We start from the raw sequence: 14,739 nt of genomic DNA, 5'->3' as shown, positions 1-14,739 counted from the left end.
TGCAATGTATATTTAGAGTACGCAAATTTGATTAGGCGATCGGCATTGCGGATATCATCGTGGCCAGCGGGAATAAAGCCGCAATTAACAGGCCGGACATATGACTGCACCGTCCCATCGGTCATCAACGCAGAAAAACCTTGCTATCAGGGCCGTTCCACATATGCAACAGAACCGGAACGAGCGTAGTGAAGGGCTCTGGATGCCCTGTACGTTGGATGGTTTGACGGACAAGTTACGATAGCCCCTCGATCGGCGAATGCGATTAGTTCTCGGGTCTGTCGCTCGCAAGATTTATCGACCTTCGAGACACGGCAATAAATGGCAATGCGCTGTCCCAATTGAACGCTCGCGAATTTTTAGAGGCGCAAGCCTTGATTTACATGGGACGATTGTTGTCCAAAACAGACTATAGTGCAATTGGCACGGCGACGCTTCCATTGCCGTAAGCGTTTCCGATCTGAAAAAGAGTCCAACAGCGGTGATGGACGGAGCGCATGGCGAAGCCGTGGCTGTGCTTAATCACAACCGGATTATGGCTTACATGGTTCCAGCCGATGTCTAAGAGGCCATGCTTGAGCAGCTGGATGACCTCTATCTCGCCCAGCTTGTGAAAGAGCGAGCAGGCGAGAAGGGCGAGCTGGTTGAAAATGATGTCCTATAGTCTCGAGTTTTTGCCGTCTGCTTGAAAGGAATGGGACAAGCCAGGCGTGACGATCCGACAGCAGCTCGTCAAGAAGCTGCGAGAGCGGTTGGAGCATCCTCGTATGCCGAGCGCTGCGCTGCATCGGATGGCCGACCACTACAAAATCAAGCTGAAACAGCTTGGCTACCGCCTCGTTTACCGGGTTGATGACCAGACGATCACTGTGTTGGTCGTGGCTGTAGGAACCTCGCACGTGCGCGCAAGCAATAGCATCCTAAAAGGCTGTAATATCCCGCCAGGGTGTCAATTCGCCCTCAGTCGGGCTCCAGTCACACATCCTGAGGCGCATGGTTTCGACCGGACGTCGACCTCACCATGTGTGACGGGTTTAGCAAGATGCCGTCGACACACGACGATCTACTATCCTTTTTTGGAAGCGCGCCGGTAGTTGACGATAAGGTCATTAAATGTTCCGCCTTGCACAGCCACATGCCCACGCAAGGCTTCAGAAGCGATTTCTGCATCGCCACCGATCAGCGCGTCGAGAATTGTACGGTGCTCCGACAGCGATTGCGTCATACGCCCACGCACCTTTAGCTGCAAGCGGCGAAACGGTTTCAGACGTCGATGCAGCTTCGCTGCCTCTGCCGCAAGAAAGGTATTTCCGGAAGCCTCATAAACCAGATGATGGAAGGTTTCATTAGCACGATAATAGACATCGATATCGTCTGCTGCGACTGCTTCTTCACAGTCAATTACAGTTTGCTTCAATTTCAGGATAAACTCGGCCGTCATACGACGGCTGGCCAGCTGGCCACAGAACGCTTCGAGTTCTGCCATGACTTCGAACATTTCGACCAATTCTTCAAATGCCGGATGCCGAACGAATGCGCCGCGCCGCGGTTGCAGGTCCAGCAGTCCCGAGGCTGCAAGTGCTTGAAAGGCCTCGCGAAGGGGGGTTCGCGATACATTGAAACGTTGGGACAGTCTGATCTCGTCCAGCCGCTCGCCATTGCTGAAAATGCCCTCGACGATCATCTGCTCCAGCTTCTCGCGAACCATATCCGACCGACTGCTCATGAGTATTTCCTGTTACGTTGAATGAGAACAATAAACCAATTCTTGCATACAAGAGGGTTGACATAAAATGCAATGAATTTAATCATTGTGATCTGGATCGGTGGAGGCCGCATTCTAAAAGAGACTACTATCCAAATGATCTCTGGGAGGAGACAGTAATGTTTAAGTGTTTCACGGCTATAGCCGCCTTGTCCGTATTTGCCTGTGCGACGGCTGGTGCAACCGAGTTGCGGCTTTCGCATCAATTTGCGCCCAATGATATACGCCACAAGATCGCGCAGATGGTTGCCGAAGATGTTGCCGCTGCCAATGTAGACCTATCGATCAAGATTTTCCCGTCAAGCTCATTGTTCAAGGCAAATGAGCAATACATCCCTCTCACCCGCGGCCAGCTCGACATGACTGTGCTACCGCTTTCTTATGCTGGGGGGCAGCGTCCTGAATACAATCTCACTCTGATGCCGGGACTCATCAAGGATCATGATCATGCCGCACGGATGAACACCAGCCCGTTTATGAAAGCTCTTGAAGACATCATGGCCGAAGACGACGTCATGGTTCTCGTTCACGGTTATCTCGCGGGCGGCTTCGCCTCAAAGGACAAATGCATAACCAAGCCGGATGACGTAAAGGGCCTGACGGTTCGTGCTGCGGGCAAAGCTTTCGAGCAGATGCTGGAGGGCGCAGGTGCTTCCATTTCCTCTATGCCGTCGTCCGAAGCTTACAACGGTATGCAGCAGGGCATTCTGCAAGCTATGAATACATCGTCCTCTTCATTCGTTTCATTCAGGCTGTACGAGCAGGTGAAGTGCTATACGCCAGCGTCTGATGTCGCTCTTTGGTTTATGTATCAGCCGATGCTTGTCAACAAAATGACTTTCGACGGGCTCACGATCGAGCAGCAGAATGCATTGCGGGAAGCCTCGAAGAAGGCAGAGGCGTTCTATTTCGAGGAGGCCAAGAAAGAAGATGTCCAATCGATCGAGCCGTTCAAAAAGGCCGGCGTCGAAATCGCTAAAATGACACCGGAAGATTTCGACGCCTGGAAAAAACTCGCCGAAGAGACCTCCTACAAGGCCTTCCTGAGTGAGGTGCCAAACGGCCAGAAACTGCTCGACATGGCATTCGAAGTAGAATGACCGAAGCGGGGTTGGGCGCGTCCCTGAGATGCGCCCTCGGGACTGAATCCTGTCTTTAGGAATGCACCATGGAAAATCAGATTGCGGTTGCGGAAGTTCAAAGGACATCACACCCACTCGTCACGTTTGTCGGCAACCTCTCAAATCTGTGTGGATGGGTTGCTGCGTCGTTTATCATCGCTTCAATTTTCGTTACCTGTCACATGGTATTTGTGCGTTTTGTGCTCGGCCAATCGACTATTTGGCAGACCGAGGCGGTCATCTACATGATGATTGCAACAACGACGATCGGGCTTCCATATGTGCAGAGGCTCCGTGGCCACGTCAATGTCGATCTGGTTCCGTCCATGTTGCCGATAGGCGCAAGACGAATCCTCGCATACACGGTTCTTATCCTGACCATAATTCTGGTTGCAACGATCACCTGGTACTCAATGCATACTTGGTACGAGGCTTTCACGCGAAACTGGAAATCAAGTACAATCTGGGGCGTAAGGCTTTGGATTCCGTGGCTGGCATTGCCGATCGGCTTCGGCCTCTATTTGCTGCAGCTTTTGGCGGATTTTGTAGCTCTTTATCTGCGCATCGATAAACCTTTCGGTCTGGAGCAACGTTGATGGATCCCTTGACGCTTGGCCTGATTGTGGCGCTTGCAACGATCATCATTCTGTTTTCCGGTGCATCGGTCGCCGTTGGCCTTCTGCTCGTTTCCGCTTTCTTCTTGCTGGTTTTTGACGGCACCCGCTCACTTTCAATGCTTCCTGAAGTTTACTTTGCGGACCTCAATAGTTTCACCATGCTATCCATCCCGATGTTCATACTCATGGGAGCGGCCATTGCCTCGACACGAGCGGGCGGCGATCTCTTTGAAGCGCTTGAGCGATGGATGACCCGCGTTCCGGGTGGTCTGGTCGTCTCCAACCTTGGTGCCTGTGCATTGTTTTCGGCAATGTCCGGCTCCAGTCCGGCTACCTGTGCGGCGATCGGCAAGATGGGTATACCTGAAATGCGTAAGCGCGGTTACTCGGACGAAGTTGCCGCAGGTTCGATTGCAGCGGGTGGAACACTGGGCATTCTCATTCCGCCGTCGGTTACGATGATTGTTTACGGTATTGCAACCGAGACATCAATCGGCCGGCTTTTTCTAGCGGGTGTTCTGCCGGGCATTTTGCTGGTCAGTCTCTTTATGATGTGGACCATCTACAGCACCTGGAGAAGCGGAGCTTTCCATCTTTTGTCTCCGCGACGCTATTCTCTTGCAGAGCGACTGGAGGTTCTGCCGCGTGTCGTGCCTTTCATCCTCGTCATCCTCGGGGTACTTTATGCCATGTACGGTGGTGTGGCGACGCCTTCCGAAACAGCCGCTATCGGTGCACTTCTCTGTTTCGTAATGGCCATCATCATCTACAAGATGTGGCAGCCGGCCGCAATTTGGGCGGTGCTGCGCGATTCCACCAAGGAAGCCGTGATGATCATGTTCATCATCGCGGCTGCGGGCGTCTTCGCTTACATGATGTCGTCGCTTTTCATCACGCAGGCAATCGCGCAGTGGATCGCAGAACTTGACGTAAACCGCTGGGTCTTGATGGCTGTCATCAATGTCTTTCTGCTGCTTGCCGGATTCTTTCTGCCGCCCGTCGCCGTTATTCTTATGACGGCACCGATCCTGATGCCGATCCTCACGGCTGCCCAGTTCGACCCCTACTGGTTTGCCGTCATTCTGACGATCAATCTGGAGATCGGATTGATTACCCCGCCGGTTGGCCTGAACCTTTATGTGATCAACTCCATCGCCCCCACCATCCCTTTGAAGACGATCCTCAAGGGTTCGATGCCATATGTCCTTTGTATGGTAGTGGCAATTCTCATCCTGTGCTTCTTACCGGGGATCGCCACGTGGCTTCCGGATGCGGTGATGGGCCCGGCGATCTAAATAGAAGAAGTTGCCGCGGCGGCATGCATCATCCACAACGATCTTTGGAATAAGGAAAAGAGATGAAAGCATCCAGCTTTTTCGGCGATCTGCTCGCCACCTTGTTCGAGCGCACGCCCTGGACTGAGTGGCCTGCGCCTGAACGTCCAGTTGAGCAAATGTGCGAAGCGCTTATGTCCGGTCATGGCGAAATATCCGGCATGCGCATCGCCCGGTCTATTCTCGCGCGCTATCGCATTATGAGCGAGAGCGACAAGGTCGCTTTCTTTCAGTACCTGACCGAGCGGCTCGACGTGGATGCAGCAGCCATCGAAAAAGCGGCCAAGGATTACGCCGAATACCCCGATGGTCCAAGGCTCGATATACTGAACCGGGCTGCGGAGCCGCCTCGCCAGGAACTTCTACGCCGTCTCAATCAAGCACCTGGTGCGACTGGCGAACTGGTCCGGATGCGCCTCGATCTTCTTGGCATGATGAAAGCCAATCCGCAGTTCGCCCGCACCGATCTCGACTTCGTTCATCTGTTCAAGTCCTGGTTCAATCGGGGATTCCTGGTGTTGCGGCATATCGATTGGGGTACACCGGCCAACATTTTGGAGAAGATTATCGAATATGAAGCTGTTCATGCGATCAGCAATTGGGATGAACTGCGTAGGCGTCTCTTGCCGTCTGATCGGCGGTGTTTTGCCTTTTTTCACCCGTCGATGCCGGACGAGCCACTCATTTTTGTCGAAGTGGCGCTGGTCGATGGCATTCCCACGTCGATCCAGTGCGTGTTGGCAGAAACGCGCAATCATCTTGAACCGAGCCTTGCAGGCACAGCAGTTTTCTATTCAATTTCCAACTGTCAGGAAGGGCTGCGCGGCATATCCTTCGGCAATTCGCTTATCAAACAAGTTGTAGAGGAACTCAGTCAAGAAATGCCGCATCTGGAAAATTTTGTCACATTATCACCGATCCCCGGCCTGTCGCGTTGGCTGAAAGCACGCGCCGACGAGAGTAACGAGCAGGCCGGTTATATTCTTGCTGCCTCAGAAAAGGGCATCGAGGCTTTGGATGAAACCAGGCAAGAGTTGCGTGAGCAGGCTGCACTCTACCTGATTGAAAGCAAGCGTAAGGATGGGCTGCCGATCGATCCAGTTGCACGCTTTCATCTCGGTAATGGCGCATTGGTGCATGATGTGCATGCTGCTGCCGATCACTCGGCCAACGGGCTGAGACAGTCTTGCGGTGCAATGGTCAATTATCTCTATGATCTGAAGACTGTTGAGCAAAACCATGAGAATTTCGTCACTCGTAAGAGCGTGCCGACATCGCGTGGAATGAAGTCGCTGTTGAAATCAGCACTGGCGGCGAAGGGAAGAAGAGCAAATGCCTAATATGCTCTATCAAGCGCTGTTCTCACCACTGGCCAGCCGCACGACGCCATTCCTTTATGCCGTCGACGGCACGCAAACGACCGGTATAGAAATCCATGACTTGGTCATGCGCTACGCATCGACTTTGCAAAGCCTTGGTCTTGTGCCCGGTGACAGGATGGCCGTTCAGGTGATGAAATCAATGGAAGCCTTTGCGCTTTATGGTGCAGCCGTTGCAGCAGGCATCGTCTTTCTCCCACTTAACACCGCCTACACCGCGTCCGAGGTCGCCTATTTCGTTGAAAACTCCGGTGCCAATCTTCTGATCGGCGACAGCGCGAATGCTGGCCAGCTTGAAGATGTCGCGGGCAAACTTGGTGCTCGGTTTTTGACGATGAACTCCGACGGTTCAGGCTCATTCGCAGATCATGCCGAAAACCAGGCGCCATCATTCACGCCTGTCGATCGTGGACCGGACGATCTGGCCGCTTTTCTTTACACATCTGGCACGACCGGACGCTCCAAGGGCGCGATGCTGTCGCATCGCAATCTCCTTTCCAATGCGGAGGTACTCGTCGATCAATGGCTTTTCACTGAAAAGGATATTTTGCTTCACGCCTTGCCAATTTTCCATACACACGGCCTGTTTGTGGCATCGAACGTTATCCTGCGCGCAGGGGCATCCATGATTTTCATGCCATCGTTCAATACCGATGCGGTTGTGGAATTCATCCCGAAAGCTACAGCGATGATGGGTGTGCCGACCTTTTACACGAGGCTGCTGGATGACCCGCGCTTCAATCGGGAACTGACGCAGCACATGCGGCTTTTCACCTCTGGTTCCGCACCGCTGCTTACCGAAACGCATATAGCATTCGAACAGCGTACCGGCCACAAGATACTTGAACGTTATGGCATGACCGAAACGAATATGAACACGTCCAATCCGTACGACGGAGAGCGTCGGGCTGGCACGGTGGGCTTTCCGCTGCCAGGTGTAGAACTCAAAATCACTGATCCTTCCACCGGCGAAACCAGGCCGGAAGGCGAGCCCGGTATGATCGAGGTTCGCGGACCCAACGTATTTCAGGGGTATTGGCAGATGCCAGAAAAGACAAAGGAGGAGCTTCGCGACGATGGCTTCTTCATAACAGGCGACATCGGGCAGATCGATGCCGATGGCTATGTCAGCATCGTTGGTCGGCAGAAGGATTTGATTATCACCGGCGGCTACAATGTCTATCCAAAGGAGATCGAGCTGGTTTTCGACGAGGAGCCTGGAGTCCTGGAATCTGCCGTTATAGGTCTGCCTCATCCTGACTTTGGGGAGGCCGTGGCCTGCGTTGTCGTACCGGAAAAAGGCGTACTACTCGACATACAAATGCTGACAGCGGCAGTCCAGAACCGCCTCGCGCGCTTTAAACAGCCCAAGGCGATATTCGTGGTCGATTCACTGCCTCGCAACACGATGGGGAAGATACAGAAAAACGTTCTCCGCGATACTTATAGCGGAAAGTTCGTACGCTGAACAACTCAAGAGGCGCTATCACATTAACTTTGGCTCAATGAGCTTGGCGTAGCTAGCAGGCATGAATGAATGTGCCATCAACTAAAAGCGCCACCGTTTTCCGCCCCAAGCAGGAAACCGGTGGCGCTTGTAGCCAATGAAAGGAACATTCATCCTGCGGCGATTACATCCCAAATCAATGACGAAACGTTAACCTGACATCACCAGCAATCGCGCTCCAAGATCTGAATCCGCGATCTTCTCTATATTAGCTTTCTAAGGACGAGCTCGTTTTAATATTGCCATCGCATATGGGATACTAGAAGATACTCTCCAGGATAAGGACATAGGGAGTGTCTACCTGAACTGGGAGGAAGAAAATGCAGCAATTAGAGAATGCATCAATCTCGCGCCGTTCGTTTCTCACTAAAGGAGCCTTGGTAACCGGTGTCGCGGCCGCAGGCACACTAGCAGCGCCGGCCGTTTTGGCGCAGGCGCCGAAAGTAATGAAGATGCAGACGTCCTGGCCGGCATCCGACATTTGGATGGATTTTGCCCGCGAGTACACTGCGCGTGTTGAAGCGATGTCTGGTGGACGGCTCAAAGTCGACCTTTTGCCGGCTGGAGCGGTGGTCGGTGCTTTCCAGGTTCTGGATGGTTGCAATGACGGCATCATTGATGCTGCTCACTCCGTTCCCGTCTATTGGTACGGAAAATCAAAAGCGGCATCGCTTTTCGGTACAGGGCCTGTTTTCGGTGGCTCGGCTACGACGATGCTTGCTTGGTTCAACGGCGGTGGTGGTGCTGAGTTCTATCGGGAACTCACCCAGGACATACTCGGCCTGAACGTGGTCGGTTTTCTGGGCTTCCCGATGTTCGCCCAACCTTTCGGCTGGTTCAAGAAGGAGGTCAATACCGTTGCAGAAATCCAGGGCCTCAAATACCGGACGGTCGGGCTTGCGGCCGATCTCATGCAGGCCATGGGCATGTCTGTGTCGCAGCTTCCGGGCGGTGAAATCGTCCCTGCCATGGAACGGGGAGTGATCGACGCCTTCGAATTCAACAATCCTTCATCCGACATGCGTTTCGGTGCGCAGGATGTTGCCAAGAACTATTATCTATCATCCTATCATCAAGCCTCCGAAAGTTTTGAGTTCCTGTTCAACAAGGATTTCTACGATGATCTGGAGCCTGATCTGCAAGCGATTTTGAAATATGGAGTGGAAGCTGCATCCACGGCCAATACAGCAAGTGCCATGTCTAACTATTCAGCCGATCTGCTGAAGCTTGAGAATGACAACGGGGTGAATGTTCGCCGAACGTCGAAGGAAATCCTCGATGCGCAGATTAAAGCCTGGGATGCATTAATTGCGGAGCTCGAGAAGGACGCCTTCATGAAGAAGGTGTTGGACAGTCAGCGAACCTGGGTCGAGCGTGTTACCTATTATGAGCTGATGAACTCACCTGACTATACGTTAGCTTATGAACATTATTTTCCAGGCAAGCTAAAGCTCTAAGCCGACGCTCCTACACAAATCATAAACCAGCGGGGAAGTTCCGCTGGTTTCCTCCGCTAGCAGAGAAATCGCTTCCATGGTTTCCTTCATCCGTTTCGCAGATGCACTCTCGGCGTGGTTTGGCAAAGCTTTTGCTTGGCTTATCATACTGATGGCCTTTGGCACCGGCTACGAAGTGTTCGTCCGCTACGTACTCAACACCCCGACACCTTGGGCGCTCGACGTTTCCTTTATCATGTATGGAACGCTGTTCATGATGGGCGGCGCCTATACATTATCCCGTGGCGGCCATGTCCGCGGCGATTTTCTCTACAGACTATGGGCGCCGCGCACCCAGGCAAGAGTGGACTTCGTCCTTTACCTGTTCTTCTTTTTCCCCGGGGTCACCGCACTGGTTCTGTCCGGCTGGAAGTATGCAGAACGCTCTTGGCGCTATGGCGAGGTCAGTGTCAATAGTCCTGCGGGCATTCCGATTTACCAGTTCAAGACTGTAATCGTAGCTGCTGGACTACTGCTGTTCATTCAGGGCATCGCTCAGTTGATGCGGTGCATCCTTTGTATGCGCACCGGTGTCTGGCTAGAGGCGGAACAGGACGTCGAAGAAACGGAGTCCGTCCTTATCAAGGAACATATGCAAGGACAGGAGCCACCCAAATGACCGACCCGCAAGTGGCCTTGATCATGTTGGGTATATTTATCTTCATCGTCTTTCTCGGGTTCCCGATCGCATTCAACCTGATGGCTCTTGGTATAGGCTTCGGCTATTACGCCTATTACGATTCGAGCCGCATGTGGCGCTCATATAATCGCCTGGATGAGACTGCAGGCTGGTGGGACAGTATTTCTTTGTGGATCGACGGACTGCTTAATAGCAGGATCTTTGACCTTCTGGTCAATCAGACCTATACCGTGATGTCGAACGAGGTACTGACGGCTGTGCCGTTGTTTCTCTTCATGGGTTACATTGTTGAACGCGCCAACATAGTCGACCGGCTTTTTACCACGTTGAATATCGCATCTAAGAATTTGCCCGGTTCCATGGGGGTCGCAGCGCTCATCACGTGCGCGCTCTTTGCAACTGCAACTGGTATCGTTGGTGCGGTGGTTACTCTAATGGGACTGCTGGCGCTACCGGCGATGCTGAAGGCGCGCTATGAGCCGTCATTTGCGTCGGGCATTATCTGTGCGGGAGGTACATTGGGAATTCTTATACCCCCGTCGATCATGCTGATCGTCTATGCCGCCAGTTCTGGGGTGTCTATCGTAAAGCTCTACGCAGGTGCACTGCTGCCAGGCTTCACACTTGTCGGACTCTACCTGATCTATGTCATTGGACGTTCAATACTTCAGCCTTCCGTTGCGCCGCGTCCGACCGCAGATGAAGTGCCCGATGTCCCGTTGGGACAGCTCTTCGTGATGATCCTTTCGTCGTTCTTTCCGCTCGCTTTTCTTATTCTGGCCGTGCTCGGATCGATCCTTTTCGGCTTGGCCACTCCAACTGAAGCTGCCTCAATTGGAGCAATTGGTGGCATTTTTCTTGCCATTGCCTATAGGGCGATGACATGGCAGCGCATGCGCGAGAGCGTCTATCTGACCGTCCGCACGACAGCAATGGTCTGTTGGCTTTTTGTTGGGTCCTATACTTTCTCGTCAGTGTTTTCGTATCTCGGCGGTGAGCAAATCATCTCTGAATTCGTACGCAGTCTTGATCTAACTCCATTCCAGTTCCTCATCCTTGCGCAACTCATCATCTTCCTACTGGGGTGGCCGCTCGAATGGTCAGAGATTATTATCATCTTTGTGCCGATCTTCCTGCCGCTGCTGACGTTGTTTAATATCGATCCGCTCTTTTTCGGCATCCTCGTGGCCCTGAACCTTCAAACATCGTTCCTAACGCCTCCGATGGCAATGTCCGCCTACTATCTGAAGGGCATAGCACCACCGGAGGTCCGCCTGACGCAGATATTTGCGGGCGTCATGCCGTTTCTGGTTATGGTCTTCATCACAATGATCCTGATGTATGTCTTCCCTCAAATTGTCTTTTACTTACCAGAGGTGTTCTATGGGCGCTGACACAGCGATAACACACCTCAGTGCTATCGAGTTGAGCAAGCAGCTGGCGGCTGGGGCCTTGACCGTCCTAGAGAGTGCCGAAGCTTTTCTTGCCGAAGCGGAAGCTAGAGAAGATGAGGTCAGGGCCTGGGCATTTCTCGATCGTGATCACGTGCTCCAGCAGGCCAAGATGCTCGATGCGTACCGGGGGACCGGATGTCCCCTTGGACCCCTCCATGGTATCCCGGTGGGGCTCAAGGATATTATTGACACCGCAAAAGTTCCGACCGGGAATGGCGCTGTGCAGGATCGCGGCCGGGTTCCGACGGAAGATGCGACGATCGTTAGACAGCTTAAGGGCGCAGGTGCGATCATAATGGGGAAGACTACAACCACCGAGCTCGCCTATTTGCATCCCAGTAATACCCGCAATCCACGAAATACCGCTCATACACCCGGAGGTTCCTCCGCGGGCTCTGCAGCAGCCGTCTCGGCGGGCATGGTGCCGCTCGCCATAGGGACGCAGACCGGTGGTTCCGTAATCCGCCCCGCATCCTACTGCGGTGTCGTTGGTTATAAGCCAACCTTCGGAGCGATCCCGCGCACAGGCATCCTGACACAGTCGCCTTCGCTTGATACGGTTGGTGTCTTCGCACGAAGCGTCGAGGATGCAGCATTCCTTGCCGATACCTTATTCCAAAACGACCCAAGAGACAGGGCAACCGCCCCGGCACCACACCCTCGCTTGTGTATTACGGCCCTATCGGATGTTCCTGTCAAACCAACTTTCGCGCTCGTCCGCACTCCGTTCTGGCCGCAAGCGGAAAGCCAAATGCGATATGCAATGGAAGAGCTGGCGGCGTTACTCGGGCAGCAGTGTTTTGACGCAGAACTTCCGGCCCCTTTCGAGCACGCACAAAAGATCAGGGAGACCATCAACCATGCGGAAATGTCCAAGTATTACTATCGCTATGGGAGTAGGAGCACCGACAGCATATCCGACACATTAGCGCGCGCAATGGCGTTGGGTGGTGCGATACCGGCCCGCGACTATATATCGGCGCTTGACTGGCCGGATGTGCTTAATGTCGGTCTTGAGGAAATTTTTGATCGTTGCGATGCTATCCTCACGCCGTCCGCTCCCGGACCGGCTCCCTGTGGGTTGGAAAGTACAGGAGATTCGATTTTCAATGGTCTTTGGACGCTTTGCGGCACCCCCGCCGTGAGTCTCCCGATTTTCAAGAGCGAGAGCGGAATGCCAATGGGTGTGCAGGTTGTCGGGCGGAGGGGTAATGACGCTCGGCTGCTGCGCACTGCCAGATGGCTCGCCAGCTTTGTAACCAACCATTAGGGGAGAATCAGAATGCGAAGCCGCTTCCTTGCTTTTTTGGGTTTCGCCACTTTGGCGGCCTTTCTGGCTATCCTCATTTGGCGGGTTCCCCGGCTGGATTTGGGGCTTGTTACCAGCTTTACTGTGGCAATGGCGTTCTATGATTTCTTTCTATTCCGGCGCAAAAAGAACTCTTGACGTCTGCCAAACTCCTTATAGCCGACGCAATCTCCTGACCATGACATCAGGTGCGCAAACACATCCCGCTTGCAGCTGAACGTGAACGAAGCCCTCTGCCCTCAAGCGGGGATCAAAAGCGTTTGCTGTTTTACGTAGCTTTGCGATGCGGTTTCGCGGTATTTTTCGTAGCGGAGTTTCGAGGAAACTCGAAGAATGGATCGGTGATGCCAGCCATTCGACAAATTTCACGGCAACCCGCCAGCTCCAGTGGCCCCAAGCTAGCCCATCCGCCATCTCAGTCTCCTCATCCCCTTCATGGCATATTTCGGCGGTGTTGACCTTCCAATCACTTGCCACCATAAATGCTCAGGGGTGTAAATGCCGAGTTCGTTGGAAAGCAGTTGGGAGTCCACTTTCAAGTTCGTCATAGGAGCATGTGCGAGGTTTGGCATGTTCATGGCGGTTTCCATGTTGCTCCCGGCAACAGTCGATCTACGCGACGGAGATCAAACCTGGACCGTATTTATCGTCTCGGCGATTCTCACCGTGGTGATTTGCGGTCTTGTGACTTTGGCAACCCCTGGTGCGGTTCCGCGCTTTTCCACCAGATTGGGCTTTTTGTTGACCTCCGCCCTGTGGTTGACTGCTGCTTTGGTGGGCTCGATACCAATCTACCTGTCGTCACTCGAACTTTCATTTGCAGCTGCCTTCTTCGAGTCAATGTCAGGAATCACAACTACAGGTTCGACTGTCATCTCGGGATTGGATGACCTTTCCCGAAGCCTGCTGCTGTGGCGATCAATGCTGCAATGGATCGGCGGCGTCGGCTTCGTCGGGCTCGGCCTCCTGATCCTCCCGTCACTCCGTGTCGGCGGCATCCAGCTCTTTCATCTGGAATCGTCAGAAAAATCCGACAAGATTCTTCCGCGTGTTACGCAGATAGCTGCCGGCATCATCATTGCCTATGTCGTGTTGACGATATTATGCATGGCCAGCTACCTGTTGTCCGGTATGACTACGTTCGATGCAGTCAACCATGCGATGACAACCCTCGCCACGGGAGGCTATTCCACCCATGACGCTTCAATGGGCTTCTACAGCGAAAACATGAACGTCCTTTTGGTGTCAACCGTCTTCATGTTTTTCGCCGCGCTGCCATTTATCGTATACGTGAAGATGGTTGTGGGTAATCTCAGGCTATCTCTGGCAGACCCCCAGATTTTTCTTTTCTTCACATTGGTGGCCGCTATGAGTTTCGCACTGGCGATATCATTGTCGGTAACGAGAGATCTTAATTTTGGCGAGGCATTGATACGTTCGGCGTTCAATCTGGTGTCGATCATCACGACCACCGGCTATGCATCGGAAGACTATAGTCTTTGGGGTGCTGCTGCCGTTGGAATTTTTTTCGTTGCGACTTTTCTTGGTGGCTGCGCCGGATCAACGGCTGGTGGCCTCAAGACGAATAGACTGATACTTCTTTGGCAATTCGCGCGCGTTCGATTCAGTCGGTTGGTAACCCCGAATGCCGTGACAAAAGTGAAATATGGTCAAGCCAGTATTGCCGACAAAACAGCAGAGACGGCCGTTCTTTTCTTTGGCTTGTTCATGGCTTCATTGTTTATCGGAACCGCCGTCCTTTTAGCCCTGGGGCTGGACTTGGTGACGGCGATTACGGGAGCGCTAACTGCTCTAACCAATGTCGGACCGGGTTTCGGGGATATTATAGGTCCGGCTGGCAATTTTTCCGCAATCTCGGAAGGTGCTCTTTGGGTACTGAGCTTTTTGATGCTTCTTGGAAGACTTGAAATTATAACAGTATTGATGCTGTTTACCACCAGTTTTTGGTCACGTTAGGGTCTGGTAAGCATCAAGTCTCAGATCAGCCTGACCCGACTCGATCGATAAACGTTTGCTGCTTGCGGCTGAACCTGAAGTGCTTGTCTGAAGGTCTCATCGCTCGACCACAGAAGTTATCTCCGTTGAATCCGGACAGT

General features: G+C 53.0%; 12 protein-coding genes and 2 pseudogenes. 13 read left to right on the top strand and 1 reads right to left on the bottom strand.

The genetic code is table 11. The features are described from left to right. Positions 1-439 precede the first annotated feature (439 nt). A pseudogene (locus tag ACYJL1_RS23045) lies at positions 440-664 on the top strand (type II toxin-antitoxin system Phd/YefM family antitoxin). Further along, positions 654-890 (top strand): annotated as a pseudogene (locus tag ACYJL1_RS23040) (type II toxin-antitoxin system RelE family toxin); the annotation flags it as partial. The pseudogenes ACYJL1_RS23045 and ACYJL1_RS23040, both read left to right, overlap by 11 nt. 176 nt (positions 891-1,066) lie before the next feature. Here the strand turns inward: ACYJL1_RS23040 and ACYJL1_RS23035 are convergent. After that, positions 1,067-1,726: a GntR family transcriptional regulator gene (locus ACYJL1_RS23035; RefSeq protein WP_460899438.1), complete on the bottom strand. Its 660-nt coding sequence runs from the start codon at positions 1,724-1,726 to the stop codon at positions 1,067-1,069. A 158-nt stretch (positions 1,727-1,884) separates the two neighbouring features. On the opposite strand from ACYJL1_RS23035, the gene dctP reads away from it, so the two are divergent. The 11 genes from dctP (at position 1,885) to ACYJL1_RS22980 (ending at position 14,599) form a co-directional block, all read left to right on the top strand. Beyond that, positions 1,885-2,865, top strand: a complete 981-nt coding sequence (gene dctP, locus ACYJL1_RS23030) for a TRAP transporter substrate-binding protein DctP (RefSeq protein ID WP_460899437.1) — start codon at positions 1,885-1,887, stop codon at positions 2,863-2,865. A 68-nt stretch (positions 2,866-2,933) separates the two neighbouring features. Then, positions 2,934-3,482, top strand: a complete 549-nt coding sequence (locus tag ACYJL1_RS23025) for a TRAP transporter small permease subunit (protein ID WP_460899436.1) — start codon at positions 2,934-2,936, stop codon at positions 3,480-3,482. Further along, a complete protein-coding gene (locus ACYJL1_RS23020) occupies positions 3,482-4,798 on the top strand; it encodes a TRAP transporter large permease (protein WP_460899435.1) in 1,317 nt (438 codons plus the stop codon). Before ACYJL1_RS23025 ends, ACYJL1_RS23020 begins: the two co-directional genes overlap by 1 nt. 62 nt (positions 4,799-4,860) lie before the next feature. Then, positions 4,861-6,177, top strand: coding sequence for a malonyl-CoA decarboxylase (locus ACYJL1_RS23015; protein ID WP_460899434.1), 1,317 nt, complete (start codon positions 4,861-4,863; stop codon positions 6,175-6,177). Beyond that, positions 6,170-7,684 carry a malonate--CoA ligase gene (locus ACYJL1_RS23010; protein WP_460899433.1) on the top strand — a complete coding sequence of 505 codons (1,515 nt, stop codon included), beginning with the start codon at positions 6,170-6,172 and terminating at the stop codon, positions 7,682-7,684. The genes ACYJL1_RS23015 and ACYJL1_RS23010 overlap by 8 nt, the downstream gene beginning before the upstream one ends. A gap of 359 nt (positions 7,685-8,043) precedes the next feature. Continuing rightward, positions 8,044-9,180, top strand: coding sequence for a TRAP transporter substrate-binding protein (locus ACYJL1_RS23005; protein WP_460899432.1), 1,137 nt, complete (start codon positions 8,044-8,046; stop codon positions 9,178-9,180). A 76-nt stretch (positions 9,181-9,256) separates the two neighbouring features. Continuing rightward, the gene (locus tag ACYJL1_RS23000; protein WP_460899431.1) at positions 9,257-9,838 is read left to right on the top strand and encodes a TRAP transporter small permease subunit; all 582 of its coding nucleotides are present in this window, start codon (positions 9,257-9,259) and stop codon (positions 9,836-9,838) included. Continuing rightward, positions 9,835-11,253 (top strand): TRAP transporter large permease, encoded by a 1,419-nt coding sequence (locus ACYJL1_RS22995; protein WP_460899430.1) that lies wholly within the window; start codon positions 9,835-9,837, stop codon positions 11,251-11,253. The genes ACYJL1_RS23000 and ACYJL1_RS22995 overlap by 4 nt, the downstream gene beginning before the upstream one ends. Continuing rightward, complete coding sequence (locus ACYJL1_RS22990) at positions 11,243-12,583, top strand: amidase (RefSeq protein ID WP_460899429.1); 1,341 nt, start codon at positions 11,243-11,245, stop codon at positions 12,581-12,583. Before ACYJL1_RS22995 ends, ACYJL1_RS22990 begins: the two co-directional genes overlap by 11 nt. A gap of 12 nt (positions 12,584-12,595) precedes the next feature. Beyond that, positions 12,596-12,760: a hypothetical protein gene (locus ACYJL1_RS22985; RefSeq protein WP_460899428.1), complete on the top strand. Its 165-nt coding sequence runs from the start codon at positions 12,596-12,598 to the stop codon at positions 12,758-12,760. Positions 12,761-13,198: 438 nt separating this feature from the next. Then, positions 13,199-14,599 (top strand): TrkH family potassium uptake protein, encoded by a 1,401-nt coding sequence (locus ACYJL1_RS22980; protein ID WP_460899974.1) that lies wholly within the window; start codon positions 13,199-13,201, stop codon positions 14,597-14,599. Positions 14,600-14,739: the final 140 nt, after the last annotated feature.

It is taken from the genome of Phyllobacterium sp. K27, from assembly GCF_054796155.1.
The sequence above is the reverse complement of the archived record's forward strand: the minus strand, read 5'-3'. Positions and strand labels throughout refer to the sequence as shown.